Source organism: Micromonospora sp. CNZ303, assembly GCF_004345505.1.
The window spans coordinates 101,258-127,557 of the sequence record NZ_SLVT01000017.1 but is presented as its reverse complement, the minus strand read 5'-3'; the positions used below and the strand labels follow the sequence as shown (position 1 = coordinate 127,557).

Genomic DNA, 26,300 nt, shown 5'->3' with positions numbered 1-26,300 from the left:
ATTTCGACAAGCACCTTGCCGACGACCTGGCGCCCCCAGTGTCGCCCCGTGCGCTCGGCGACGTTGGTGATGGTGGCGGAGCCGGACCCGCCGAGCATGATTCCCATGACATCGTTCGACGGCGCTCCAGCTCGTCGATGGGCACTCCGTGGTCTTCGGCGATCGGGAGCGCGAAGAGGGCGCTGCGACACTCGGCGAGTGTCAACCACGCGGGCGGCGGTGGGAACACCCGCCGTCATGGCCGTCGCGGAGCACGCAGCGCGGTCCACCGCGCAGAACGTCTCGCTCGAGCCGCCCCGAACTCATTGAGCCGATCGGAGCCCTTCCTCAAGCATCAGTGCAATCGCATCCTCGTCCGGCAGGCACTCGCCTCCAGTGACCTCCTGCACCACGCCTTCGACCGCCGACCTGTCGACGTTCTCGTATCTGTCCAGGTTGCGATGGTCGTCCAGGAACCTGAGGACGAGGCCCGGGTCGTATGTCCAGGCAGCCTTACGATGATTCCACAGAACAGCGGACTCAGTGGCCGGATCCATTATGAATATTCCCGCCGGTCTGGCCTTGGCATCGTCTCGGTAGATCACGTAGTAGGTCAACATCACTCTTTCCCAGTCGCACGAGGATCTCATCGGAGATCGGAAAGTCTTCTGCCGTCAAGTCGAAGTCCTCAACGGCCTGCACAAAACTACGCCCCTCATCGCCCAATTTGCGTAGGTATTCGCCGCACCAGACTCGACGGTTCGCAAGTATCCACTTCGCGAAAGTGGCGTCCTTGGCCGGGAAGTCATCAGAAAGCCTTGGCGGCACTTGGTCCGGCATCCCGGACCTCCGGTTGACGAGGAGCATCTGCATGAAGGCACGGATACGCCGCTCGGAAGGCTCAGAACTCCGCCGCAACACCTCGTAGGCCTCATGCGTCAGCAGCCAGGACTCCCTGGATGCATCGCTGTGCAGTTGCACCTCGAAAGTCTGCCCGCCCGGCGAGGCGATTGTGCAGTTGAACCCGTAGAATCGATTGCCCGTACGCCAGAAGTTCTTGCAGCTTTCGGCGTCGACGCCGTATCCCATCTCGGTCAACTCCGCGAGGATCGCCCGCGCGGCGTCCCTGTACCGGTTTTTCGACGGCATGGAGAACGAGAACCTGAGGACGTCGTTCACGTCTCGACTGAACTCTTCCACCGAAATGCCGAGTGCCTGCGCCTCGTCAAGGTACTTACGGATCAGCGAGTCCAGGGCCTTCACCCTGAATTCCCGATCCCGCAGGACGATTGGCTGATCAAGCCTCAAGCGGGCTGTCACCCGCACTCCCACATCTGCCAGCGCGTCCTCGACCTCGTCAGCAGCAGCCACCGCCTGGCTTCGCAGGAGGGCCAGGGCAGCATGCTCCCGAGGAGACAACTGCTCAAGTAGTGGTGACAGCTCGTCTGGCTCCCCCTGATCCGGTGGGTTCTCACCGACGGCGGGTCCTGAGCCTACCGAGCCCGGTCCGTCCAGGAGATAGGTGCGGTTGAGGTGCAGTTCGCCGTATCCCTGGTCGGTGTCGGCGGGTGGGTACTGCGGTAGGTCCGGTCGTTGGCTGAATCGTCCTCGTCGCAGTCCGCCCAGTGGCATCGGTCTGGCGTCGGAGCCGAGGATCAGGACTTCGGTGTCGACGGCGTTGTGGGGGTGTGGGGTGCCGTGGTGCCGGTAGAGGGGTGTGGTGGACACGGCGCCGGTCTGTGGGTCGAGGTAGAGGATGGTGCCGTTCTGGTTGAGTGCGACCCAGATGTGGGCGCCGCCCTGTTCCCAGTTGTTGATGACGAAGGCGAAGCTGCCGTGGCCGCCGAGGCGTAGTTGGGCGTGGAGGTTGCGGTATCCGGTGTCGATGGCGTGCTGTCGCTGGGGGCCCTGGATGTCCTGGGTGGGTTGGCAGAGGCGTTGGAAGCGGCCTCCGGTGATGTCCTCCACCCGTCCGATGCCGTCTCGTTCGCCGTTGATGGGGCGTGTGACGTCGCCCGCCAGGTAGGCGTCGAAGGTGCGGGGGGCGGCGACCCGGGGGCGGCCGTGCATCCAGGTGTCGAACATCGACAGGGTGCAGTCGATGCAGTTGATGCCGCGGGTCGGGTCGGCCTGCGGTCCGCCGTCGTTGAGCAGGCCGAACCAGCCGCCCTCTCGGGGGTCGGCGTTGCGGCGGACGCTGCCGTCGGGTTCTCGGGGCACCTGCCGCTCGACGTCGGTCTGGTGCAGGGCCAGCGGCGGACGCAGACCGCCGGGCCGGCCGTAGTCGCGTGACCGGTCGATCGGCGGCGGGTAGTCGTCGCCCGTCAACGCCGAACGGTCGACGGTCTCCACGGCCCCGTACGCCAGGTCCCCGACGTCGTCGTTGATCCGACGGAAGTCGGCATCAGCGACGGCGACGACACCTGGGGCGGTTGCTCCGGCGAGTACCGCTTCTGCCAAATCGTTTTGCTGGTGGTACCAGCGCTCCCGATCCCGGGCACCCATGAAGTAGCGTTCGGCGGCGGCGCGATGTCCGGCCTGCGTCAGGCGACGGCCCTCGCTGACCAGCCACCGGGCTTCGTCGTAACTTCGTTCGGCGGCCTGACGCAGTCGCGCCGCACTGTCCAGACGGCGATTCTGCTCATGAGTCGTGCGCTGGAACTCGAAGTGCCCCCGGTAGCGGCGTCGCTCGAACGCGTCCTGGTCCGCAGCCCATCTGGCGGCGTACCACTCGGGTGTGCGCGGACGCGGAGGTGGCTGTCCGTCCGTTCTCGGCGGGTGTGGTGCCACGGGCGTGCGGTCAGGCGATGACGGGTCGACAGGTCTTTCCGGTGCCACCTCTGAAACCCGTGAGGGCCACGCCTGCGGTGCGACGGTTCTCGCCGCCGTCTCGCCGGCCGCGACCGGCATCGTGGGAATCACCGCGGACGCCTGCGTGCCCGGAACGCCGGCGAGCGCTGAGTTGGCAACCGAACCGTGGGAGGCAGGTCCGCCGGTCGTTTGCGGAACGGCTGTCGCGACGCTGGTGTTCTGCCCAGTCAGCCCCGCACCGGTTACCGAATCGCTGACGGGGCCAGGAACCCCGTACGCGGCAGAAGCAACTGGCGGGGGTGCGGTCGGCGCGACCGAGGAAAGCGTCGGGTCGAGCGGAGCCTTCGATGCCTCGACCAGCGGCGCCGGGAGCACGCCCCGATTTCCGGCATCGGCCCCTGGCTCGTTTCGCACCTCGGCGGGCGCACCATCGACCGCGGGGGCGGCCCCGTACGCGGCGGAGACGGCGTCGTAAACCTGGGACGGCGCGCTGGGTCCGCTCCCGCGCTGCTCGGGAAGCCGGTTGCCGGATTCGGGCGCGCCGGCATCGGGAAAGGTGAACTCCCCCGCCGCAGCACTGGTGTCGACTGGCGACGTGTCAACGTCGACGGCAGGCCCGTAAGGGGACATCGCCGCGTCTGACGCCGAGAGCGGATGGTGGGATGGCTCCGCGCTCGACGTCGCGCTCGCCACGGGAGACGAGGGCTGTGCGGGGGCCGCATTGTCCGCCGACTCGAACGTCATGCCGGTCAGGGCGCTGAGCTGGCCGTTGAGTCGTGCCTGCAACGCCGCGTCGGCCTGCGCGGTGGCGGAACCACGCACACCGGACGCCGCCGCGCGGGCCGCGTCCTCCACCGAGGTCAGCCCCTGACCGGTGGCCAGGCGCGCGGCCTGGTCGGCCATCACCTCACCGGCCATCTCACGACCGAAGTGCTCCCCGACCCGGGCACCCCGGCCGGTGGCGTGCCGCCCCAGACCCGCCAACGGCGCCACCGCCCCGCCAGCCATACCACCCAGCGCCGTGGTGCCCAGCTCCGCCACGTCCAGCCCGTGCCGGCGACCCGTCGAATTCTGGTACGCCTGCGTGGCGAGGTTGATGCCGCCCTCCTCGGCCGCCTCCGACACACCGCTCAGCGCAGCCCGACGGCTGAACCCCCGCACGCCGCCCTTCGTGACCTCCTTCGCCGCCCGCTCACCGGCCTCCTTGAGCCCCTGCTTGAGCGACTTGCGCGCCAACTGCGCCATCAACCGCTTGAAGATCTGCTGCACGACCAGCCTGGTGGCCGCGATCGCCGCCCCCGCCGCAGGCGAGGCCGCGCCAGCGGTGAGCACGGTCGCGACGGCCAGCGACAGCAACTCGATCACCAGGATGCCCAGCTCGATCCACATCTCAAGCTTGGCGCCCTCGATGTCGCAGCCGCACTCCTCCACCAACCGACCCAGCTCCGCGCTGACCGCCAGCAACACCGGCAGCGGCGCCTCGTCACCCTCCGCCACCCGACGCCACGCCGTGTCGAAGGCGGCAGCGACCGCCCCGACACCGCCGTACCCGCTACGCACCTCACCGGCGGCGGCAACAGCGTCGGCACGCGGTCCGGCCAGCGCGGCGGCCACCCCGTACCACTGGTCCGCCAACTCCCAGACCGCCCGCTCGTCACCCTCCGGCCACTCCACACCGATCACCCAGTCAAGGGCCTCATAGACCCAGCCGGGCAACTGCCACGGCGAAAAATCCAACGGATGCGGAACAGGGCTCGGCAACACACTCATCCGGGTCTCCTCAGCGGATCAGCGCTGCTGGTGCCGGTCGCCGACGCGGCCGAGCCGCCCCGCGCCCGCCGCATCCGCCCGCAGGTTGGCATCCACCGACCGCACCACGTCGAACCGCGCCCGCAGCGCGCGATTGGCGTCCCGGGCCACACTCTCAGCCAACGCCACCCTCCCCCGGTTACCGTCGGTAGGGCGAACCATACCGGCCGCCACGAATCCGTGGGGTCCGGTACTTTCAAGCCGTGATCGATCGCCAGCAGGCCGAGCAACTCGCCACCGTGTGGGCCCGCCGCGAGTCACAACGACTGGGACACGACTGCCACCCCCACGTCGACGAGTTCGACCTCGGCTACGTCATCACCTCCACCGTTCCCGCCGAGACGAAAACGATGCCCGGCGACCTGCCCACCACCGTCATCGACAAGACCACCGGCGAGGTGACCACCTGGCCGCGGGTGCCGGTCGACGTGGTCGCGCAGATGTACCGCCGGAGTCGACCGGAGGGCCCCGCTGTTCCCCGCACCGTCGATCCGGCGAGCCAGCTGCTCCGCGAGATCCGCCGCCTGCCGACCCCCAACACAGCAGCGCACCTGACAGTCGAGGGACGGCTGTTCCGCGCGCAGGGCGCCAAGGGCGACGTCACCCTCAACCACCACCCACTCGTACGCTCCTACCTGGACGAACTCCCCGCCGGGCACCTGGCACGCGGCGGCGACCGGCACGCCGAACTGATCGTCGTCTCCGACGCCCTGCACCACTACGACCACCACCGCGCCGCAGAAGGCATCGCGCCACTCGGCATGGCCGACGCGGAGATGCTGCTGGGCGGCGCTCGCCTCGAAGTCTTCCGGGTGCGGGAGGCGGGCGACCCTTATGGCGGCAGGGCGGAGAGAGCCTGCGACTCGTGCGTCAACTTCCTGGTCCACTTCAACGCGCTGTCCTGGGCGGACCTGGCGTTCACCTCAGAGTGGCACCCGCAGCCGCAGCACCCGCATCATCCGGGCCGCTTCCCGGCTGTCGTAGCCGACGCGCTGATGGAGGGGGGCTGGGAAGACAGCGAGTTCAACCCCGCCCTGGCCGCCGGGGCGATCCGGGAGACGTGCGAGGTCGCCGGCCAGCGGCACCGCCACGAGCCCTTCCCTGCGGCCGAACGGACGCTGACCGCCTTTCCCGCGATCGTGAGCAGCCGCCGGGGTCCCGGCGAGCAGGTCTGGATCAGTCGGTTCACGACCAACCCACTTCGCAGCGCACACTCGGCCGACACGCTCGCCGACTTCGCCGCCGTGCTCGGGACGAGGCTCTTTCCCGTCGGGTCCGAGCACGGTGACAGCATCTTCGCCGTCGACGAGCGGGGGCGAGTCTTCGCGCTGGACCAGGCCGGCGAGTGGTTCCTCGGCGAGGACATTGACGCCGCGCTGACCACCCTACTGCTCGGCCGGGCGCCGGCCCGCGTACGCGACGACGGCACCTGGTAAGCGGGCCACAGCCGACGGGTGTCACAACGACGAACCGGCCAGCAGCCGCGTCGCGTCGCGGACCGTGCTCGCATACTGGCGGACCGCCCATGAATTGCAGGAACGGGTCGCGCCTGGTCACGAAGACGTGGTCCAGATCGTCTTGCCTGGTTTCCTGACACCGCCCCGGGCACAGAAACCTCGGCTGCTAGCGTTCGGTGCCGTGTGGACCGAGGAGATCGTGGCCGGGCTCCCCGCCTGGCGGCACACCGCGTCGGGCGTGCTCTTCCGGGAGGTGCCCGGCGGCACGTTCCGCATGGGTCTGTCCGAGGCGGAGTTGGAGGCTGTACGCGCCATCGAGCGCGACGGAGGAGTCGAGGACACCCTCGAGCCCTTCTTCGCCGCCGCCAAGGACGCCCAGCCGGTGCGGGAGGTGCGGGTCGCACCGTTCCTGATCGCCCGACACCCGCTGACGGTCGCGCAGGTCCGGCACTGGCTGCCCGACTACGAGGACGACTACGCCGACGAGGACACCAACACGGCCCGCATCGAGGGCGATCTGGACGACCTGCTCGACGCCCTGCCGTTCCGGCTGCCCAGCGAGGCCGAGTGGGAGTACGCGGCCCGCGCCGGCACCACCACGCTGACGTTCCGAGGCGACGGTAAACCCGACGAGGATCGGATCCTCGACGACTTCGGCGACGAGGAGCGCACGGCCGCCGGGGAGAACGCCTTCGGCCTGGCGGCGATGGGTTCGGCCGGCGAGATCTGCGCCGACGTGTGGATTCCCGGCTTCGCCGACGCGCCGGCGGACGCCCGGCCACGCACCGGCGACGGGCCCCGCGTCGTACGCGGCGGTGCCGCCGACCTCTACCCGTGGCAGGGCTGCGACGAGTGGCTACTGCTGCTCTCCGCCACCCGGTACGAGCACTCCCAGTTCACCGCGGTCCGCCCGGCCGCCCCGCTGCCGTCCCGGTAGGCCGCCTCCTGGCAGGTCGGCGGATTCGCGGAGAAGCCCACAGCCGTACGCCCGTCGACCGTGGGAGGTGGGCCGTGGGCGCACCATCCTCGTCGTCCGCGCCGCCGACCGGCGGCGCTCAGCACGCCGCCGGCAACACCTCGAGATGTACGCGAGCCCGCGCACGCAGCCAGCCGTCACTCCTCGGCGTCGGACGATTCCTCGTCGGGCGGCAGCACCGACGCATCCGGGCGCAGCGGGGCGGGCGTGGGCAGGGCACCGAGGCCGACACGCTCCAGCTCCTTGTGCAGGCTGCCGCGCAGTTCCTTCACCACGTCCTCCCGGGCCTGTCGATAGGCCAGCTGTGCAGCTGCACGCGCCGCGTGACCTGCATGCCGGTAGCCACCCCACCACTCCAACCGCCGATAGGTTCCGTTCTCATTCCTGATGCGTACGACCCAGAAGGTCGAGCCGTGCTTACGCACCGTCCAGTAGCTGCCGTCGGCGGTGTAGCTCCCGTATGCCATGCGACCAACCTATCGATCGTCCACACTTCGGGCCTCAGGCATGTGTCTACAGTGGATTGCCCGCTACGCCGACTGGGATCGCAATCCGGCCAATCCCCGAAAGGAAAGCAAGGCGGGGGTCGCCGAAAGGGGCACGGCCGGATCCGCCGTGAGTCGGAAGATGCCCCGCCATTGCAGGACCGTCGAGCACCACAGCAGAAGCCGCAGCAAGGCAACCTCAGCGGAACACCACGCAGCGCCACCGATTGATAGCGTGACGGCGACACCGACCGGTCGGCGTCGATGCCCTGGGGAGGGTCAGGCATGTGGGCGGACGAAGCCGCGCTGGACGAGGCAACGCGCCGGCTCGACGACTGGGAAGCGTCCATCGCGGACCGGGCGGCCCGGGCCAAGGAGCTGGCCTCGCGGGTGCAGGCGATGCGCGGCACGGCGAGCAACCCCGATCGGACGATCGAGATCACCGTCGACTCGTCGGGCCTGCTGGTCGACCTGCGGCTGGACGAACGAACCCGACAACACTCAGGGGCGCACACCGCCCGGCAGATCCTCGCGACCACCCGAGCCGCTCACGCCGACCTCCTGAGCAGAATCACCGAGGCGACCACGGGCGTCCTCGGCGCCGAGGATCCGACAGCGACGGCGCTGGTCGAGTCGTACCGCTGCCGGCTGGATCCCGACCGGGACACACCGGATGCCCGGCGCTGACGGCATCCAGGTCGACCCCGACGACCTGACCCGCCACGCCGCGCGCCTCGACCGCCGCGCCGACAGCCTCGACACCGCCCGCCAGGCCGGCCAGCACGTCCGGTTGGGAGCCGAGGCGTACGGGCGGCTCTGCGCGGTCATGCCGGCGCTGCTCGACGGCCTCCAGCAGACCCTGGTCCAGGGCATCGGCACCGCGGCCGGCTCGGTGCGCGACACCGCCGACAGACTGCGGACCGGCGCCGACCGCTACCGGGCCGCCGACGCTCGGGCCGAGCGGTCGCTGCAACGGACACGGCACGACCGGTGACCACCAACCCGCTCGTCGCCGCCGCCGCCGAGACCCCACCCAGCGCCTGGGCCGGCATCTGGATCTGCGAAGACATCGAGCTCATCGCCCAGGGCGTCCGCAACGGCAGCTGGATCGACGGCACCCTCGGCGTCGTGAGCGCCGGACTGGACGCCCTCGCCTTCGTCTCCGACCCGGTCGGCGCGCTGCTCCAGTACGGCATCGCCTGGCTGATCGAACACGTCAAGCCGCTCAGCGAGGCACTGGACTGGCTCGCCGGTGACCCCGCGCAGATCACCGCCCACGCCCAGACCTGGCGCAACGTCGCCGCGTCGCTGCGCAGGGAAGCCGCCGACCTGGCCACCGCCGTCCGCACCGACGTCCCGGGTTGGGGTGGCGGCGCCGGACCCGCCTACCGGGCCTGGGCCGCCGAGCAGCAGCAGGCCATCGGCGGGCTCGCCCAGGGCGCCGACACGCTCGCCGCCATCACCGAAGGAGCCGCCGGCCTGGTCGCCGCCGTCCGGCTGCTGGTCCGCGACGCCATCGCCACCTGCGTATCCCGGCTCATCGTGTACGCGGGCGAACTGGTCATCACCGGCGGGCTTGCCGCGCCGCTGGTGGTGGAGCAGGTGACGACGCTGGTGGCGTCGTGGGCGGCGCGGATCGCGCGGCTGCTACGAGGGCTGCTGGCGAGCATGCGGCGGTTAATGCCGGAGATCCGGCGGCTCGGCGACCTGATCGAGAAGCTGAAGCAGGCGCTCAACCGGATCGCGGGGATCGGTCCCTCCGACCGCATGGGGAGACGCCGGGACTGGGCGAACCCGGAGGACCGACCGACCGCACCGCAGCAACCACCAGATTCGTTCCTGCCCGCAGGCGATCCGGTGTATCACACAAACCATTCCACGGTGATCGGGTACGACGCGAGAACGATGCGAAACATGGAGAAGGTTCTCCCTCTTGAGGGCCACCATGATGTCGTCGTACACGGGACCGACAAGGGCTTCTTCGTCCCCGGTAAGGTCTCCGCCGAGGGGGCTGACATGAACGGGGTTCCGACCAGTGCGGCACAGATCGTCACGGCACTCAAGGAGAACCCCGCCTACAACGGGGGGCCCGTCAGGCTCATTTCCTGCCACTCCGGAGTGATCGACCCGAAGGCGCTCAACTCCGTGCCGCTCGCCCAGCAGGTCGCCGACGAGCTCGGCGTCAGCGTGGTAGCTCCGACAGAAAGGGTGGGCACGAACCGGTGGGCGGCGGAACCGGAGCCCCCCACCGTGGCCGACGGGGGCACATGGGTGACCTTCGAAGCGAAGGGATATTGATGAAGACTGTTGGCTTCTTCTGCGAGCTCGGACCGAACCCGGTTGAGGTCTACGCGGAGAGCATCAAAGACCATCTCGACGGAGCTCCGCTGCCGGACGCCGCTCTGGTGATCCAATACCTACGCGACGGCCACGACCTGATCGACGTGATGGGGGCCGAGTCAGACGTACTGGGGAGTGAGAAATTCATCATCGGTGGGGCGTCGGTGATGACCGACGGCGAATGGATCTGGCGCGAGGACCTACGGTTCTACGTGGCCACCTACCATGTGGGCCTTCCCGAGGATTTCCTGGCCTCCATACGGGCCAACAACTATCGAGTTCCCACCCTTCAGATCGAGGAACTGCGCGCGGCCAGCAAAGAAGCGATGCGCATCCTCGGATTCCACCAGGCCCCGTTCCCTCCACTCCCGTGAAACGGAACCGGCACTGAGCTTCCAGCTTCCCGTCACTTGTCGACACCACGCCCACCGTGTGCGAGTCATGGCGGACTACGAGTGTTACCCGACATGGCTGACTGGATCCACCGGAGTCGACAACGTCGATCCTGCCGAGCTGCCGATCTCGGACGGACTGGCGACGTCGCTGTCGCAATGGGCACAGACCTACGACGACACGTTGGACCGGGATGATCCAGCCTCATCCGGATTCCCCGGCGCAGACCGAGAGGCGGACTTCTACGCCGCCGGGCACGAGCTGGCCCGACGTCTCGCCGCCGAACTCTTAGGCCGGTACACCGTCGAGTACTTCGACGGGCGGTTCGGACGCTTGGTCCCCGCTGGCCCGTAGGACGGACGTGGACTCACGGAGCCAGTCGCGGCGGGGACCGGAGCCGGCGGATCCTCGGCTACCGCTGGGCGTCAGGGCTGGCCCCGCAGCCAGTGCGTCCGCCCTCACCGGGGCAGGCGGCGTGAGCAGGCGCCGGCGTGGTCGGCACGGAGCAGGCAGCGCCGGCCACCGGGCATCCGCAGGTCGCAGAAGACCCGGTGGCGTACGTGCTGGTTGTCCTCTTCCGAAACGGTGGTCTCCCCCGGGTCGGCCTGCGGCAGCACCAGCAGCCAACGGCTGATCACCCGGGCCAGCCGCTGCGCGGCCGGCAGGTCGGCGGCGGCGACGGGCAGGTGGATGACGTACCGCTGGGTCATGCCTCGTGTCCCCGGTCGGCGCGGACGCGAGGCTGCTCGGACCGCCAGCGGCGCAGCGCGTCCTTGAGGACGGCGGTCTCCCGGCGGCTGGCGGCCAGGGCGGCGTAGACGTTGGCCATGTCGCCGGCGACGCGGTCGAGGAAGTCGTAGATGTCGACCGGTTCCAGGCCGCGGCGTCCGAGCCCGACCGACTTGAAGCGACGCTCGCGCACCTGCCACGGCAGCAGACTGGTGTACGCCGAGGAGCGATAGGTCGCTCCCGGTCGCTGGTTGCGGACGCTCATCTGCTGCCTGCCTCTCCCTCGTGGACTGGAAGGGGTGGCCCGTCCGCCCTCCCCGCACGCACGGGCCACCCCGCCCTGCCGCCGCAGCTTCGATCAGCGGTACGACACCAGGGCCTGTGGTCATCCTGTGACGGTGCGCAGCAGCGAAGCAACGTTCCACACCAGAATTCTTCCCAAAGGTATTGACTTTCTTTGCTGCCACCGATAGCTGTTACATGACGGGGTGACGCAGTGTTGCGCGATGGAATCAAGGAGTGTCCGGGTGACCGAGGACGTCGGATCGACCGTGCCGCGCCGGCAACTCGGCCGGCTGCTACGCCAATACCGCACCGAGGCGGGCGTGACCCTCGACGCCGCCGCCGAGGCCCTCGAATACAGCCGACAGAAGATCTGGCGGATCGAATGCGGCATGGGTCCGGTGCGGGTGCTCGACGTCAAGGCGATGTGCGAGCTGTACGGGGTGTCCGCCGAGATGACCGAGGCGATGCGCGGGCTCGCCACGGAGACGAAGTCCAAGGGCTGGTGGCACGCGTACGGAGACGCGGTCCCGAGCTGGTTCGAGCTGTACGTCGGCCTGGAATCCGCCGCTGCCCATCTCAGGCAGTACGAGGAGACGCTGATCCCCGGGCTGCTGCAGACTCGCCAGTACGCCCTCGGGCTCGCCCGACTCGACCGCCCTTCGCTCAGCGAGGAGGAGCGCGAACGGGCCGTCGAAGTGCGGCGGCAACGCCAAGGGCTGCTCACTCGACGGCTCCCCCAGCCACCGCAACTCGATGCGATCCTGTCGGAGGCGGTACTCCGCCGCACCGTCGGTGGTCGCGGCGTGATGATCGGGCAGCTCGGTCAACTCCTGGAGGTCGCCAATCTGCCCAACGTCAGCGTGCGCGTGCTGCCCTTCGCCGCCGGACCGCATTCCGGCGCGGTCGCCGGCTCCTTCGTCATCCTCGACTTCCCCGCCACAAAAGGCGGTCGGGCTGCACTGGAGCCCTCAGTTGCCTACAGCGAGTCCCTGACCGGAGCGCTGTATCTCGACAAGCCCGACGAGCTGGCTGCCTACCGGGCCGCCTGGAAGAGTCTCGATGCGCTTGCCCTCGATAAGGCACAATCAACCGACATGATCAAGGGGATCATCGGGGAGCTGCGGCATGACTGACCTGACCGGCGCCGTCTGGCGCAAGAGCACTCGCAGCGGCGGCAACGGCGGCAACTGTGTCGAGGTGGCCACCAACATGCCCGGCATAGTTGCCGTCCGCGACTCCAAAGACCACACTGGCCCCGTCCTTGCTTTTAGGTCGGAAAACTGGTCCGCCTTCGTCACCGCGACCAAATGGAGCTATTCCGCCAGCTAATCAGCACCTAATACTCCCACGTCACTTGGCTTCGGCGTTGGGCATGGCGCAGACATGAAGACGGCCACCGCGTTGATCATCGATGGTTTGCGAAAGCAACCGAAGATCGCGCGGTGGCCGCGGGCCACAGCGTAGACCCCGCCGGGTGGGGGTCACCCTAGACGAGGCGGTGACGCGTGTCGCTGACCAGTTTGTGCGGGCGGAGCCACGTCGGACCGCGGGGCAACCAGCGGAACGAGGGGGCGAAGTCACCGGCCAGACGGCCAGCGACCCTGCTAAATCAATCTGGGTCATGCCTACAAGGAGCCTTCGGGACTGTCCTTGCTTTCGGCCATTAGCTTGCCGCCGACAAAGACCACGCCCAGGGCAACTGCGGCACCAGCGCCAACTAGCACCTTCTTCAGCATTCCATCCAAGAACTGCTTGTTCTCGCTGTCTTTCTGGAACTCCAGCTTTCCGGTTTCCTGGATTTGCTCGATGAGAAACTTTTTCTCTTCCCAACTCAGGTCACCCTTGCCGAGTTCACCCTTGAGGATATCCCTGATCTCCTGGAAGGCCCGATGGACATGCTCCTGGCTTTGCTTGTTGGCCGAGAGCGTGGACTCATGCGCCTTCTCCATCGCATCCACAGCATCCACGGCAAAATCCTTGAACACCGGGAACTGCTCAACGATCTTTAGAGCCACCTCTGTGTCCATGTCAGGCATCATGGCCGCAAACCTGATCATCTTGTCTTTGGAGATGTTCCTCCAGGACTCGATCCCAAGCGCCTGTTTGATTTCAGTTCGTTCTTGTAGCCCATGCTCTGGTTTCCGTCCTCAGATCTGTCTTGTCTTCCAAAATCCTAACGGGGGGCTCCGACAGCCAGCGGCTGAGCCCAGCGTCACACTGCCCGTCTGGAGCCTCCCCGCCCAGAGGTACCGTCGCTACAAAGTGTCCTAATACATCAACCGCCGTTTGAGATCTCGACGCCGTAAGGGCGGACGCGAGACGACCACAGTGCGAGTCGTGTTAAGGATCGCTCAGCGGCGTTGGCGTCGGCCCGACAGCCCTCAACGACTCCCACCACCTTTGCCTCCGCGAATGCTCCCGCACTCGATACATGCCGTCGACAGCGAATCTCAGCAACCCATCTTGACGGACCACCTGCCGTCGCCCATCAAGCCCCCTCATGTCGTCGGCGCTTGTGAAAACGACAAGTGGCCGCTACTCATCTGCGATTGCGATAGACCGGTTATCAAATGTATGCCGCTCGGCGAGCATGATGCTACGTCCTCACGGCTTATCCGGTTGATAGGGATCGACTGACAAGCTGTGACCGCTGGTGATGAGCACGCCGTCCGCGACCATGCGCTCGATGAGTTGTTCAAGCCGTCGGGAAATGTCCGGTCCACGCCGGTTCCACCCGTACAGCTTGGCCACGTGTGTGCTCAACTCGTCACGGGCCACACCACCTGTGTCCCGGACGAGATTGGCCAAGGCGAGCGCCAGCTCGTCGTCGTGGACCTGCTCCACGCTGCGGCTGCAGGCATACACGGGGCTACGAACTTCGCGCACCACGGCGCCGCGGACACGCACGAAATCCCCGTCACGATCGAGACCGGCTTGGCTGATCGCGGCATCGATGTTGTCTCGGATCCGCGACCCGATCCGACCGATGCCCCAGCACTCGCGCAACCTCTGGTGCATGACCGTGATGTGCACCGGCCCTTCGACGGTGGCGACCTCGGCGACGCCGACCCGCATGGCGTGCACGCTCCCGCGTTCGCCCGGATCCGCCCAGTACGGCAGACGATCAACCATCGCCGTCCGGTACGGCTTCACCCAAGTCGGTTGCACGTCGAGGGTCGCGGCCTCGATGGTGACGGCGGACCGCTCGATCGCCTCTTCCAGACTGGACAGGAGCCCACGCACTGGGGCGGCGACGGCCTTCTCAATCGCGGCACGCAGGCGCACTTCCTCGCCAAGCCGATTGCGATACCACGCGGTGCCCCAGATCCGGTGCAACCGCCACCCGAGGCCGCGCAGCACTTGGTCACGCAGCCGGTCCCTGTCCCGGGCGACCTTGGATGAGTGGTACTGGAACCCGTCGCACTCGACGCCCAACACGTAGACGCCGGGCCGGTCCGGATGACGCACCCCAATGTCGATCCGGTAGCCGGCGGCGCCGACCTGCGGCGTCACCTCGTAGCCCCAGGAGCGGATCACGTTGATGACCGACTCCTCGAACGGTGATTCGGCATCACCGCCGGTGCTGGTGTCCAGCGCCAGGGCCGCAATGCCACGTTCGGCATAGTCCAAATAGCGGCGCAGATGCCGCAGCCCTTCGCTACCAGCAGCAGCAACGATGTCCGAAGCCCGCACGCTGGTGACGACTTCGTTGCGGAAGCGCGCCCGTGTGATGGCGACATTCAATCGCCGCCACCCGCCGGCCCGGTTCAGCGGGCCGAAGTTCATCGTCGTCTTGCCGGCCTCGTCCGGCCCATACCCGATCGAGAAGATCATCACGTCGCGCTCGTCGCCCTGCACCGACTCCAGGTTCTTGACGAAGAAGCCATCAAGCCGATCGTCGGTGAAGAACTTGTCGAGCTCCGGCCGGTCCTGGCGTGCCTGATCCACGGCGTGTTCGATCGCCGCAGCCTGCGCCTCGGAGAAGCTGACCACACCGAGCGTGAGGTGCGGGCGGGTGACGAAGTGGTGAATGACCCTCTCCGCAACCTTGGCGGCCTCGGTGGGATTGTCGCGGGACGAACCACGCCGGTAGGTGCCGGCGACATGGAACAGCTCCACGCCCACGTCAGGCCCGACGTCCTCGGCGCCGGGGAACGTGATGAGCCGGCCCTTGTAGAACGACGAGTTCGAGAAGGCAATGAGCGCCTCATGCCGCGACCGGTAGTGCCAGCGCAGCGTGAGCGCGCGGAACTCAGCAGAACCCTTCATGAGGTCGAGGACGGACTCGAAGTCAACGCCGTCCTCGGCTTCCTCATCCCACTCATCGCTGTCGTCGGCGACGCCGGCGGTGAAGAAGCTGGTCGGCGGGAGCTGCTTCTGGTCACCCGCCGTGATCAGGGCGGCACCTCGATAGATGCAGTTGACGGCGTCGGCGGGTGCGACCTGACTGGCCTCGTCGAAGATGACGACGTCAAATCGCATGTCCGACGGGAGATACTGGCTGACCGCCAGCGGCGACATCATGAAGCACGGCTTGATTGCCTGGGTGACATGGCGCGTACGCTCCAACAGCAGCCGCACCGGCATGTGCTTCTTCTTCTTGCCGGCTTCGCGGCGGATGACACCGGACTCGCCCAGATTGTTGCGGGGCCGGCGCGCATTGCAGGCTGTGATGATCCGCGAGGTCGCCGCCGCGATGAGCGCGCGGTCCAGGCTACGGTATTCGGTCACGAGTGAGTCGCGATCCTCGGCCCGCACGACGCGTAGGGCCGCATCCTGATGCAGGTGATGGTCGGCCCACTCCTGCAGCAGGGCGCGCTCGAGCACCAGCGGCACCTGCTCGGCGCTCAAGCCCTCCGTAATGCAGAAATCGATGGCGGTCTCGAGTCCTACGGCGACGAGCTCAGCGCGGGCGCCTTGATACGCGAACCACTCGTCCTGTCCGGCGCTGTCTTCGCGCAGTGCCGCGATGAGGTCGTCCGCCTCCGTGTAGTCGTCGAGTTCAGAACCCAGTTCCGCGTGCCTGCCGGGTTCGAAGGCCGCCAGCAGCTCGGCGCGCGCCCCGGCCCATCGTCGTTCGATGTCGCCCAACTGTGGCGTATGGACGACGCTCTCCAGCGCCTCAACCTGGCTGGCAGTCAAGGGCGTGTCGATGCCCTTCCTGCAGGCGCGCATCTGCGCCGTCCAGTCCAAGGCCGTGTACACCGCCGTCAAATCAGTCCGCTCACCGGCGTACAGAGAACCGAGGATCGCCGAGTAGCCCTGGTCGTGTGCCGCAAGCACGGTGTAGGCGGCGTCAACAGACGCGCGCAGCTCGAGCAGGTGGCGAGACTCGGCGAGAGTCAGCTGCCGGTTCGTCGCCTTGCTGACCGCCCCTGCCAGCGCAGCCGCCGACCACAGCGGGGCCAGGTGGGTGTGCAACCATTCGGCTGCCTGCATGATCGGAAGCAGCACGAGCTCGGGCCGTGCAGCAGGCAGCGGCTCCGGCGCCAGACGCGACCGCCAGTCCTGCAGCCGCGCGCGTGTTTCGTCGGCGACGGAAAGCACGCTGGTGTTGGGGATCGCGTCACGGGCGATGTGATCGGCAAGCTTCGCCAGATCCGCGGTGCGGGCCTGGCGAATCGCACTGTCCGCGGTGGCCAACGCCCGGGCGATCAGGTCGAAGTCAGTGGAGCGGCCGTCGTAGTAGGTGCCGAGAGCCGACGCATACCGACTCTCCGCCTCGTTGAAGGCGGCCGCAGCCTGCTTCCAGGCAATCGCCAACGTCAGCTGATCACGCGCCGTCTGCCATTCCACCCCCGCACGGGTGAACGCCGCTAGAGCACGCTTGTCGGCGCGGTAGGCGCCGCTGAGCTTCTTCAGACCCCGGTGCTCATGCGTGAAGCGGTGCGCCAAGCCTTCGACGTCGGCCACGAGTGCGGCATCGGTGTAGTGTCCTGCCGCCGCCTTATGCGCCTCAAGCAGTGCGGCGATAGCCTTCTGAAGCGCCTGCGCGGCCCGGATGGCGGCAGCGTGGCCCTCGGCCGAGAGCCACGCACGTTCAGGACGGCTGTCGCTGCGACCGAGACCGGCCACCGCCAGGGTCGCCTCGGCATCGTCGAACGACACGACGGGCGGCAGGCCGAGCATGACGGCCAGCCCACCGAGCGCGCGCGCGGCGGTCCGTAGTGTCTCGGCGTCGCGCTCGAACGTCTCGGCAAGCACCGTCGCCTGCTGCGAGGTGAGGGATGCCAGGTGCAGCGGCGCGACCGTAAGACTTTCCAGCGAGGAAGTGTCGAGATCCGGCGTTCTGTCCGCGGTGGGGAGCTCGGACCAGGAAGCACCTGCGGCACGGTTGGCCGCTTCCTGCCGGTCGGCAAGCTCCCGGAGTTCCGTAGCGAGACGATCCGCGGATGCCTTGGCCGAGTCGAGCTGAGCAGCGGTCAGCCACTGCTGCAGCACGCCAGATGGCCGTACCGCGCAGTGAGCGACGATGCGCGTGAGGTCGGGCGCCTGGCACAACCGGCTGACGTCGAACGCGGCGGCCAGTGACGCATGAGCCGCGGTGACACCGGCCAACGCGTCGAGCGCCGACGCGGCTGCGTAGAGACGGGCGTCTAGGGAGCCGCGATGCGTGACGCCGCGCCAGGCGAACGAATGTCCCTGGCTAGCAGGTCGCCAGGCCCGGGCCAGTGCGGCAGCGGTGGCCCGCACAGTGCCGAACATCTCGACCGTCAAGTCGACCGGCGCGATGCCACTCATCGGCGCGGCGGGCACGTCGTGCAAGTTGGCGATCATGCCGAGGACTTCGTGCAGCGAGTAGTTGAGCGGCGCCCGCGGCACGTTCATAGCCTCGGCGTACGCGTTCAGCTCCTCCCGCCGGCGTCGAGCATTGTCCAGATCGATGTCGTTCATCCCGCTCGGGGCGACCGGAACGGTCTCCAACGCCTGCCCCAGGGCCGAAGCGACCTCCTTTCTCGTCGCCTTGTGCGAGTGCAGCTCGAGCAGGTAGGCGCTGAGCCCGACGTCGTGGAGCCGGTTCCGGACCACTTCGAGCGCCGCAGCCTTCTCGGAAACGAACAGCACCCGCTTACCGGCGTGCAGCAGCGCTCCGATCATGTTGGCGATGGTCTGCGACTTCCCGGTCCCGGGCGGGCCATCCATGACGAACGAGCGGCCCGCCAGCGCGGCAGCGACGCTGGCGCGCTGCGAGGAGTCAGCGTCAAGCACCAGCGGGATCTGCTCCGCCGGCATGTCCTGGTCTATCCGGTCTTCGGTCAGCTCGTCGAAGAGGAATCCGCCATCGCCCGAGCCTCGCCCACCCGTTGCCAGCCCTTGGATCACCGGATGTCCGGCGACAGATGCCTCGTTGTCGAGTAGGTCTCGGTACATCGCCTCCTTGGCGAATGAAAAGTAGGAGAGGGTGACCTCGTCGTTGACTCGCCAACCGGCGTGCCCGGCCACGGCGGCGCGCGCCTCCGCCAGGAAGTCGGCGTAGGTGACGTCCTCGAGGTCGTCGACGGATGGCAGCGTGACCATGAGTTGGTTGAGCCTCAGCGTGAGCGCTGGGTTGACGACTGGATCTTCGTCCGCACGCTGCAGCAAGGGCAGCTGTCGTGGCCCGGTCGGAACGAGCCGGACCGGGACGAGCAGCAGCGGGCTGGTGTATCGCGCCTTGTCACCGTCGGTCCAGGTGAGCGAGCCGAAGGCGAGATAGAGGATCCATAGTCCTCGGTCCAGAAACTCCTGGTTCGATCGACGCATGAGGTTGCGAAGTGCCGAGCTCAGATCACTGACCGGCTTGTCCGTGCGGAGGACGTCGACCCGGAAAGCCTTGCCCGGCCTGCCGAGGTCAGCTGTGGGGAGGGCGTGGCGCGGTTCGGTCGGTATTGTCTCGGACTCGTCGTTGCCCTCCTCTGCGGGACGGAACCGGAAGTAGCGTCCTGCGTTCAGAGTGGCCAGGACATTCGTGGCGGCCGGTTCGAGCACCCGGACCGCCCCCGACTTGCTCAGTCGGAAGTTGAGGAGCCGGTTCGTGCCGGAAAGGTTGATGAGACTGTCACGCCATTGACGGATGGTCGCCTGCAGCAGCCGATCCTGCGCCGGAAGGTTCTCGGTCATGCCGGCGCCGCCACCCATTTCAAATTTCTCCATCCGTACTACACGTCTCAGGTCTTGTTACCGCGCCGCTGAGCAGGCGCTCGTCGAGAAGTCAACGCTCCATGTGCACCCGGGCACGTCGACCGCCGGACGACCGAAAGGCCACGGGGCGTTCTCAGCCGCGACTCCGGGCAGCTGTCACGGTGCGTGCCGGAGCAGAGTGATGTCATCGTTCATGGAGATCAACTCAAACTTAGAGGCGACACCGGCACCTGACACTCGGCCATCCGTATGGTCTTGAAGCGCTGCCTGTCCACGGCCGGACCCTGATGGCGGTCCGGCCGTAGCCTATTCGGTTTCGGGTACGTACTGTTCGCCAGCCAAGCTTGCGGCCGCCCTGCCCAGCATCTCCGACATGAGCTGCTGGTGGTCCGCCTGGGAAAGCAACTCCATGCAGGGCTCGCGAAGCTGGTCGTGCAGGCGATCGCGAGCACGAGTGGCCTGCTGAAGATCCGCCACGGCGTGTTCGACTTCCAACCACATGAGATCGAAATCGGGGTCGAGCTCCACGAGACCATCGTCCACCGCCAAAATGTGGTCACCCACGTCCTGGCAGTGCTTTCGCAGCTCTTCGCCTGCGTCCCGCACTGCGGTGACGAGCGGGTGTCGGTGCGAGAGCGACGTGCCGTACCGGATATCAACGAAGTCAGGCTCTCGAGGGGCGACCCATCTCTCAATGGCCTTCATCACTCCCAGCACCTCCTCGTTGATCTTCAGCCGGCCTGCGTGCGAGGACGCCCAGTTCCCCCGCAGCAGAGCCTGGCGGATCCTCCTGTCCCGGGCTTTCTGCTCGTCATCGTCCATCACTAGTCCTCCTGCGGATATCCCCGGTCTGGCCCGGCAGACCAGTCCTCAGCAAACGTATCTGTCCACATCGGAACGCGCTGGGTCGCATCAGCGGCTGCGTCCGGCGGAAGGCGATGCACGGCCAGCAGACGCTTGACGGTCAAGCGGAGCTTGGCGCATACGTCGTCGCAGGAGGTCCAGTCGACGTTGATGGACCGACGGACGGACTTCACCAGCTCGCGGGCGATGTCCGCCAGCTGTCCCTCGCCCCATCACCGCCACGGCGGCTTCTGGCAGCGGTCGCGGTGCGTACGGTGCCGAAGCAGAGTGATGTCATCGTCCGTAAAGATCAGTCGAACCTAGAGGCGACACGGCTGCCTCCACGCTCGGCCATCCGGACGGTCTTAAGGCGCTGCCCGTCCAGAGTTGGGCCTGGATGGCAGGCCGGCCGTGGACGCTGGCCGACTCAGGCCAGGTAGCGGTTCAGGATGGTGTCGTCGTAGACGATCTCGTGTCCCAGCTTACGCAGCGCCGCCTCGATGGCGTCTGGTCTCCGAGCGGCAACCACGTCGCCGGCTCGTAGTCCATGCCGTACCCGCGGTCCTCCTGGCCGAAGGCGGCGAGCAGGCCAGGCGGCGCCAGATTCGCCGTACGCAGCTGCGGATCCGGCTGCCAGTAGACGTCGAGTTCGTCATACCAGTCGAACGGGACGTCGTCGCCTAGGTCATCGAACGGCGGCTCGCCGTCCATGGCCGCTCGCTCGTCGAACACGGCCTTGACGAGCGGAAGGGGAAGCGGCGACCGGCGCACCTCCCCCAACGTCTTCGGCTCGACGACCGCCTTGATCAGCTCCACGTCGCGCAACGCCACTTCATAGGGAAAGACGGCCAGCCAGTCCTGTGGATCTTCCTTGAAGTGTCGTTTGATCTCGGGGTGCTCTCCGAGCCACGAGTGGTCGGTCCGCCCGTAGGTGCCCACGAAGTACTGCACAGTCTCAGCCCTGCCGTTCGATCTCGGTGATCTTGATGCCGATCTTGATCTTCTGTCCTGTTGCTCAGCCAGACCTCGCGCTACGGCTGACTCAGGGAACTGCTACAACGGCCCGCTAGGCAAAAGGCTTTTTGATAAGCCCAGTTATCAAGCTTCGCAGGCTGACATCAAGGGACGCACGACTACAGTGGAGCTCCTCGATCAGGAGGAGGTGAAGAGCATGATGTCCGAGCTCATGTCGTCGGGCGAAATCGCCCAGTTGGCGCAGGTCGAGCGCCCGGTGGTGACGACTTGGCGGCGCCGGTACCCCGACTTCCCCGCCCCGGTGCCCGGCGCCGGCGGTCAGTTGCTCTTCCCCGCCGACGCGGCCCTGAACTGGCTGCTGGACCGCAAACTGGGCAACACGGATCCGGAGACCTTGCGCGCCGAGCGCGCTTTGCACACCCTCACCGCGTACGCCCGTGAGCACGGCGGCCGCCGCCTGGTGCTCTCCTTGGGCGCCGCTCTCTGCCTGCGCGAGATGTCCGGCCAGGTCCTGCCGGCCGATCCGGTGAAGGTGGCCCGCCGGTTCGACCCGGAGGACGAATTCCTCCTCTCAGACCTGCAGGACGCGCCCGCCCTGGCCGATCTTCCAGGAATGGTCGAGCATCTGATCGAGGGTGCCTATGAGGTCGGCCGGGCATACCGGTTCCTGCTGGCCAGCGCCGCCCGCCTCGGCTGGCCGGAGCTGAATGCCGACGCACTTACCCCGCACCTGGTCACTCTGATCCGCCTGGCCGCCGACGTGCCGGGCCGGTTACGCGCCCGAAGTCGAATCACGGTCGGTGACCCATTCGCAGGCTCGGGCGACCTGCTCGCCGCGGTATTGAACGACCAGGAGCCTGAGGCGCTTAGTTTCAACGCCGCTCAGCCGGATCCGGCGCTGGCCCGCCTGATCCGCCGCCGGCTGCTACTGGCCGGTGTCCTCGAGTTCAACATCGAGGTGGTTCCGGACGAGCTGAACGACGAGTTCGCCGACGTAGACGTAATTGTGACCCGGCTGCCCTACCAGCCGACCGAGCAGCGCGACCCGGCCGAAGACCTCGACAAGATCAGCGACATCGCCGACCGGCTCGGCCCCGGCTGCACCGCCGTCGTGGTCGGCCCCGCCGCCAGCCTGGTCGACGCCCTGCGCGACACCAACGCGATCGCCAAGCGGGCCGACCTGCTGACCAGCGGTCTCGTCGAGGCGGTGGTACGACTGCCCGGCGGCATCTTTCCGGCTCGCCCCGGCCACTCCGCGGCCCTGTGGCTGCTCACCCGCGACCCGGTTCCAGCCGCCCAGGGCCGTCTGTTACTCGCCGATCTCAGTGGCGCTGCGCTCGATCAGCGCGTCGCGGAGGCCGCGGCCGAGGACATCCTGTTGTGGCGGGCCGAGGGCTACCGGCGCGACGGTCACGACCCGCGAACCGGCTGGGTAGTCCCGCTCGATGCCCTCGACCTGCGCCGCGGGGAGGCGCTGCGACCGCCGGGCCCGGCCTCGGTCACCATGCGCGCCCACTTGGCTGCCGACCGCCCCGCGCTGATCGGCGAGATCGAGGGTCGCCTCACCGACGCGGAGCACGAGGCCATCCGGTACGCGAAGGAACACGGTCCCCTTAGCACCGGGGCGGCACAACGCGACGGAAGCCGCCCGAAGGAACTCCCCATCGGCGCGCTGCGCACCGCTCGCCGGGTCCGCCCCCTTCCCGGCCACCGCCTGTCCCCCGAGCATGTCGGAGCGCGGGGTCACCACCGAGTCATCGGTGCCACGGAGGTCATCGCGCAGTCGTCCAAGCGCTGGATGGACCGGCTCACGCTCGCCGCTGAGTACCCCCACGTCGGTCTCACCGAACCGGGTGATCTCGTAGTCACCACGGTCCCCCAGTTCGGTGTCTTTCTCGACGAGGACGGCTTTGCGGTGATCGAGTTCCCGGCTCGCGGCCTGCGCGTCTCCCCCGACGACGCCCTCACTCCGCGAGTACTGAAGGCGCTGCTCGACACCGCACGCAACACCACGCGCAGCCCTGGTGCGGTTCGCGGTCCACGGTTACGGGACGTGACTATCCCTGACCTGAGCCGGGACGAGGCGGTCCGCCTGGACGAGGTGCTGCGCCGCCTCGGCGAGCGCGAGCGCCTACTGCAGCGGCAAGCCGGCCTACTCGCCGAGCTTCGGGACCTCGCCGTAACCGGCTTCGTCGACGGCACCCTCACGACTCTGTACGGTACGAACTCCTGAACGAGAGAACGGAACACACAGTGCCCCCACGCAAACGTGCCAACGGACAAGGCGAGCTGCCCGGCATGTCGAGCACCAAGCAGATCCAGGACATCCTGTGGAAGGCCGCCGACAAGTTGCGCGGCTCCATGGACGCCGCGCAGTACAAGGAGTTCGTCCTCGGCCTGGTCTTCCTCAAGTACGTCTCCGACGCGTTCGCCGAGCGCCGCGACCAGATCGCCGACAGTCTCTCCGACATCCCGGAGAACCGCCGCGCCGAGTTCCTCGACGAACGTGACGAGTACACCAGCGCCAATGTCTTCTGGGTTCCGGAGAACGCCCGCTGGGACTACCTGGTGGAAAACGCACCCAGCGGCGTCGGCGAGCTGCTCGACAACGCCATGGACGCGATCATGCGCGAGAACCTGGCGCTCACCGGCGTCCTCCCGAAGATCTTCAACCGGGACAACGTCGACCAGAAGCGGTTGAAGGAACTCGTCGACCTGATCAGTGACGCCCGCTTCACCGGCCACGGCGACCGGAAGGCACAGGACGTCCTCGGTGAGGTGTACGAGTACTTCCTGGAGCGCTTCGCCCGCGCCGAGGGCAAGCGGGCTGGCGAGTTCTATACCCCGTCCAGCGTGGTGCGGGTTCTTGTCGAGGTGCTGGAGCCCTACGAGGGCCGGGTCTACGACCCGTGCTGCGGATCCGGCGGCATGTTCGTACAGTCCAAGAAGTTCGTCGAGGCCCGCGCCGGCCGCGACCACACCCACGACATCGCCGTCTACGGGCAGGAAGCCAACGAGCGCACTTGGCGGCTGGCGAAGATGAACCTCGCCATCCACGGCATGGACCCTGCGGGCATCGCCGACCGCTGGGCCGACACGTTCGCCGACGACAAGCACCCGGACCGGCGGGCTGACTTCATCATGGCCAACCCGCCGTTCAACATGAGCGACTGGGCTCGCCGCGAGGCCGACCCGCGCTGGCGCTACGGGGCGCCGCCGCAGAGCAACGCCAACTACGCCTGGCTCCAGCAGATCCTCTTCAAGCTGGGTGACCGCGGCAGCGCGGGCGTCGTCCTCGCCAACGGCTCGATGTCCTCCAAGCAGTCCGGCGAGGGCGACATCCGTCGCGCGATGGTGGAGGCGGACGTGGTGGCCTGCATGGTCGCCCTCCCGCCGAACCTGTTTCGCACCACCGCGATCCCCGCCTGCCTGTGGTTCCTGACCAAGGACAAGACCCCGCAAGGCGCGAAGGCGCTGACCGACCGGCGCGGCGAGATCCTCTTCATCGACGCCCGCGCCCTCGGCACCATGGTCGACCGCACCGAACGCATCCTCACCGACGACGACATCGCCAAAATCGCCGACACCTACCACGCCTGGCGCGGCACAAAGTCCGCCAAGATCAAGGGCCAGACGTACGAGCACGTGCCCGGCTTCTGCTACTCGGCAAAGCTCGACGAGGTAGCCGCCCACGGCTACGTGCTGACTCCTGGCCGCTACGTCGGCGCTGCCGAAGCCGAAGAGGACCCGGACGCCGAGCCGCTCGCGGAGCGCATCGAACGCCTCACCAAGGAGTTGTACGACCACTTCGACGAATCGGCCCGCCTGCAGGCCATTGTCCGAGAGCGCTTGGAGCAGCTGCGGTGACCGGTTTCAAGGCTGTAGTGGCTGCCGAACTTGAAGCCGCCGGGAAGCTCCTGGTTCAAGACGGCAACCACGGTGAATACCGACCGCGTCCGAGTGAGTTTAGCGATGTGGGAACCTCCTTTATACGCGCGGCTGATATGGCGAACGGACGCCTTCTGTTCGACAAGGCGGAGAGAATCAACGAAACTGCCTTGCAGAGGATCAGGAAGGGCATCGGCAAGCCGCAGGACGTGATCCTCTCACACAAGGGAACGGTAGGAAAGGTCGCATTTGCGGACGCGGATTGCGAACCGTTCGTTTGTTCGCCACAGACGACTTTCTGGCGGAGCCTCGATCATGAAGTGATCGACCCCAGGTATCTTTTCTTTGCCATCAGGTCACCTGGCTTCATCTCACAATTGCGCACGATCGAGAACGAAACCGACATGGCTGCGTATGTCCCCTTGACGCAACAACGACGGCTCCAGTTGTCAGTACCCCCGATCGCGGAGCAGCGAAAGATCGCATCGATCCTGGGTGTCTTGGACGACAAGATTGCGGTCAACGACCGCATCGCCAGGACGATAGATGATCTATCCAACGCCCTTTTTGAGGAAGCGACCATTCTGTGCCCACGGGTATCGCTGGCCGACACCGCAAACCCGGTACTAGGCGCGACGCCCGACCGCACGGTCAGCCACTACTGGGGCGGCACTGTTCCATGGGCCTCTGCAAAGGATGTAGCCAACAGCTCCTTTGGCGTAATAGCAACGACGGAGGAGCGGATAACTGAGGACGCGGCGCAAACGACGCGGGCCAAGCCCGTCCCCCCCGGATCGGTTGTACTAACCGCTCGCGGAACCGTGGGCGCGGTGGCTAGAGTTATCAACCTATCCTCATTCAACCAGTCATGCTACGCCTTCACCCCCGGGCAAATACCGCCGGGCGTACTCTTCCATCTCATTCGAGCGGCGTCCGACCGAATGCTAAACATTGCCCACGGCACCGTCTTCTCCACGGTGAATATGAAGACGTTTAGCCACGTCGCCGTTCCGTCCATTTCAGATGCCCAACTGCCAGCACTTGAAGGAAAGCTTGCACCGCTTCATCGCGGCATCGAACATCGCTTACTAGAGTCAATGACGCTCAGGAACCTGCGAGACACCCTGCTCCCCGAGCTGATGTCAGGGCGGTTGCGGATGAGGGACGTCGAAAAGATCGTCGAAGAAACAGTTTAGGTAAGCAAACGGT

Annotated in this window: 22 protein-coding genes; 12 read left to right on the top strand and 10 right to left on the bottom strand. The window is 67.2% G+C overall.

Translation table 11 applies throughout. From position 1 onward, the window contains the following. Positions 1-519 precede the first annotated feature (519 nt). Entirely contained in the window at positions 520-4,560 is a 4,041-nt protein-coding gene (locus EV374_RS24305) for a toxin glutamine deamidase domain-containing protein (protein ID WP_132239141.1), read from the bottom strand. A gap of 18 nt (positions 4,561-4,578) precedes the next feature. After that, positions 4,579-4,722, bottom strand: a complete 144-nt coding sequence (locus EV374_RS33010; protein ID WP_207914506.1) for a hypothetical protein — start codon at positions 4,720-4,722, stop codon at positions 4,579-4,581. 80 nt (positions 4,723-4,802) lie between these two features. Between EV374_RS33010 and EV374_RS24295 the strand changes: the two genes are divergently transcribed. Beyond that, positions 4,803-6,035, top strand: a complete 1,233-nt coding sequence (locus EV374_RS24295) for an SUKH-3 domain-containing protein (RefSeq protein WP_132239139.1) — start codon at positions 4,803-4,805, stop codon at positions 6,033-6,035. A gap of 202 nt (positions 6,036-6,237) precedes the next feature. Beyond that, complete coding sequence (locus EV374_RS24290) at positions 6,238-6,993, top strand: SUMF1/EgtB/PvdO family nonheme iron enzyme (protein ID WP_132239137.1); 756 nt, start codon at positions 6,238-6,240, stop codon at positions 6,991-6,993. Positions 6,994-7,169: 176 nt separating this feature from the next. On the opposite strand, the gene EV374_RS24285 is transcribed toward EV374_RS24290, so the two are convergent. Continuing rightward, on the bottom strand, positions 7,170-7,499 hold the full coding sequence (locus EV374_RS24285) for a hypothetical protein (RefSeq protein ID WP_132239135.1): 330 nt from the start codon (positions 7,497-7,499) through the stop codon (positions 7,170-7,172). A 303-nt stretch (positions 7,500-7,802) separates the two neighbouring features. Here EV374_RS24285 and EV374_RS24280 point away from each other — a divergent pair, with 303 nt between their 5' ends. From EV374_RS24280 to EV374_RS24260, 5 genes are all read left to right on the top strand, one after another. After that, complete coding sequence (locus EV374_RS24280) at positions 7,803-8,204, top strand: YbaB/EbfC family DNA-binding protein (protein ID WP_132239133.1); 402 nt, start codon at positions 7,803-7,805, stop codon at positions 8,202-8,204. Then, positions 8,191-8,511, top strand: coding sequence for a type VII secretion target (locus EV374_RS24275; RefSeq protein ID WP_132239131.1), 321 nt, complete (start codon positions 8,191-8,193; stop codon positions 8,509-8,511). The genes EV374_RS24280 and EV374_RS24275 overlap by 14 nt, the downstream gene beginning before the upstream one ends. Beyond that, a complete protein-coding gene (locus EV374_RS33600; protein WP_486485934.1) occupies positions 8,508-9,815 on the top strand; it encodes a WXG100 family type VII secretion target in 1,308 nt (435 codons plus the stop codon). Before EV374_RS24275 ends, EV374_RS33600 begins: the two co-directional genes overlap by 4 nt. Beyond that, the gene (locus tag EV374_RS24265; protein ID WP_132239129.1) at positions 9,815-10,231 is read left to right on the top strand and encodes a hypothetical protein; all 417 of its coding nucleotides are present in this window, start codon (positions 9,815-9,817) and stop codon (positions 10,229-10,231) included. The genes EV374_RS33600 and EV374_RS24265 overlap by 1 nt, the downstream gene beginning before the upstream one ends. 67 nt (positions 10,232-10,298) lie before the next feature. Further along, positions 10,299-10,604, top strand: a complete 306-nt coding sequence (locus tag EV374_RS24260; protein ID WP_132239127.1) for a hypothetical protein — start codon at positions 10,299-10,301, stop codon at positions 10,602-10,604. 104 nt (positions 10,605-10,708) lie between these two features. On the opposite strand, the gene EV374_RS24255 is transcribed toward EV374_RS24260, so the two are convergent. Further along, on the bottom strand, positions 10,709-10,960 hold the full coding sequence (locus EV374_RS24255; RefSeq protein ID WP_132239125.1) for a hypothetical protein: 252 nt from the start codon (positions 10,958-10,960) through the stop codon (positions 10,709-10,711). Further along, on the bottom strand, positions 10,957-11,244 hold the full coding sequence (locus EV374_RS24250; protein WP_132239123.1) for a DivIVA domain-containing protein: 288 nt from the start codon (positions 11,242-11,244) through the stop codon (positions 10,957-10,959). Before EV374_RS24250 ends, EV374_RS24255 begins: the two co-directional genes overlap by 4 nt. Positions 11,245-11,506: 262 nt before the next feature. On the opposite strand from EV374_RS24250, the gene EV374_RS24245 reads away from it, so the two are divergent. Then, positions 11,507-12,397 (top strand): Scr1 family TA system antitoxin-like transcriptional regulator, encoded by an 891-nt coding sequence (locus EV374_RS24245; protein WP_132239121.1) that lies wholly within the window; start codon positions 11,507-11,509, stop codon positions 12,395-12,397. Further along, on the top strand, positions 12,390-12,593 hold the full coding sequence (locus tag EV374_RS24240; RefSeq protein WP_132239119.1) for a DUF397 domain-containing protein: 204 nt from the start codon (positions 12,390-12,392) through the stop codon (positions 12,591-12,593). Before EV374_RS24245 ends, EV374_RS24240 begins: the two co-directional genes overlap by 8 nt. Positions 12,594-12,889: 296 nt before the next feature. Here EV374_RS24240 and EV374_RS24235 read toward each other — a convergent pair whose 3' ends face one another. The 5 genes from EV374_RS24235 to EV374_RS24215 all read right to left on the bottom strand — a co-directional run bounded on the left by EV374_RS24235 (position 12,890) and on the right by EV374_RS24215 (position 21,179). Then, a complete protein-coding gene (locus tag EV374_RS24235; protein WP_207914504.1) occupies positions 12,890-13,291 on the bottom strand; it encodes a hypothetical protein in 402 nt (133 codons plus the stop codon). 577 nt (positions 13,292-13,868) lie between these two features. Continuing rightward, on the bottom strand, positions 13,869-19,397 hold the full coding sequence (locus EV374_RS24230; protein WP_132239117.1) for a DUF3320 domain-containing protein: 5,529 nt from the start codon (positions 19,395-19,397) through the stop codon (positions 13,869-13,871). Between the two features lie 294 nt (positions 19,398-19,691). Further along, on the bottom strand, positions 19,692-20,207 hold the full coding sequence (locus EV374_RS24225; protein WP_132239115.1) for a hypothetical protein: 516 nt from the start codon (positions 20,205-20,207) through the stop codon (positions 19,692-19,694). Positions 20,208-20,209: 2 nt separating this feature from the next. Beyond that, positions 20,210-20,446 (bottom strand): type I restriction enzyme endonuclease domain-containing protein, encoded by a 237-nt coding sequence (locus EV374_RS24220; RefSeq protein WP_486485937.1) that lies wholly within the window; start codon positions 20,444-20,446, stop codon positions 20,210-20,212. 226 nt (positions 20,447-20,672) lie between these two features. Further along, on the bottom strand, positions 20,673-21,179 hold the full coding sequence (locus EV374_RS24215; RefSeq protein WP_132239113.1) for a hypothetical protein: 507 nt from the start codon (positions 21,177-21,179) through the stop codon (positions 20,673-20,675). A 187-nt stretch (positions 21,180-21,366) separates the two neighbouring features. On the opposite strand from EV374_RS24215, the gene EV374_RS24210 reads away from it, so the two are divergent. The 3 genes from EV374_RS24210 to EV374_RS32760 all read left to right on the top strand — a co-directional run bounded on the left by EV374_RS24210 (position 21,367) and on the right by EV374_RS32760 (position 26,287). After that, positions 21,367-23,436: an SAM-dependent DNA methyltransferase gene (locus EV374_RS24210; RefSeq protein WP_486485933.1), complete on the top strand. Its 2,070-nt coding sequence runs from the start codon at positions 21,367-21,369 to the stop codon at positions 23,434-23,436. 65 nt (positions 23,437-23,501) lie between these two features. Further along, positions 23,502-25,070 (top strand): HsdM family class I SAM-dependent methyltransferase, encoded by a 1,569-nt coding sequence (locus EV374_RS24205; protein WP_486485932.1) that lies wholly within the window; start codon positions 23,502-23,504, stop codon positions 25,068-25,070. Continuing rightward, entirely contained in the window at positions 25,067-26,287 is a 1,221-nt protein-coding gene (locus tag EV374_RS32760; RefSeq protein ID WP_165947894.1) for a restriction endonuclease subunit S, read from the top strand. Before EV374_RS24205 ends, EV374_RS32760 begins: the two co-directional genes overlap by 4 nt. The last annotated feature ends 13 nt before the right edge of the window (positions 26,288-26,300 follow it).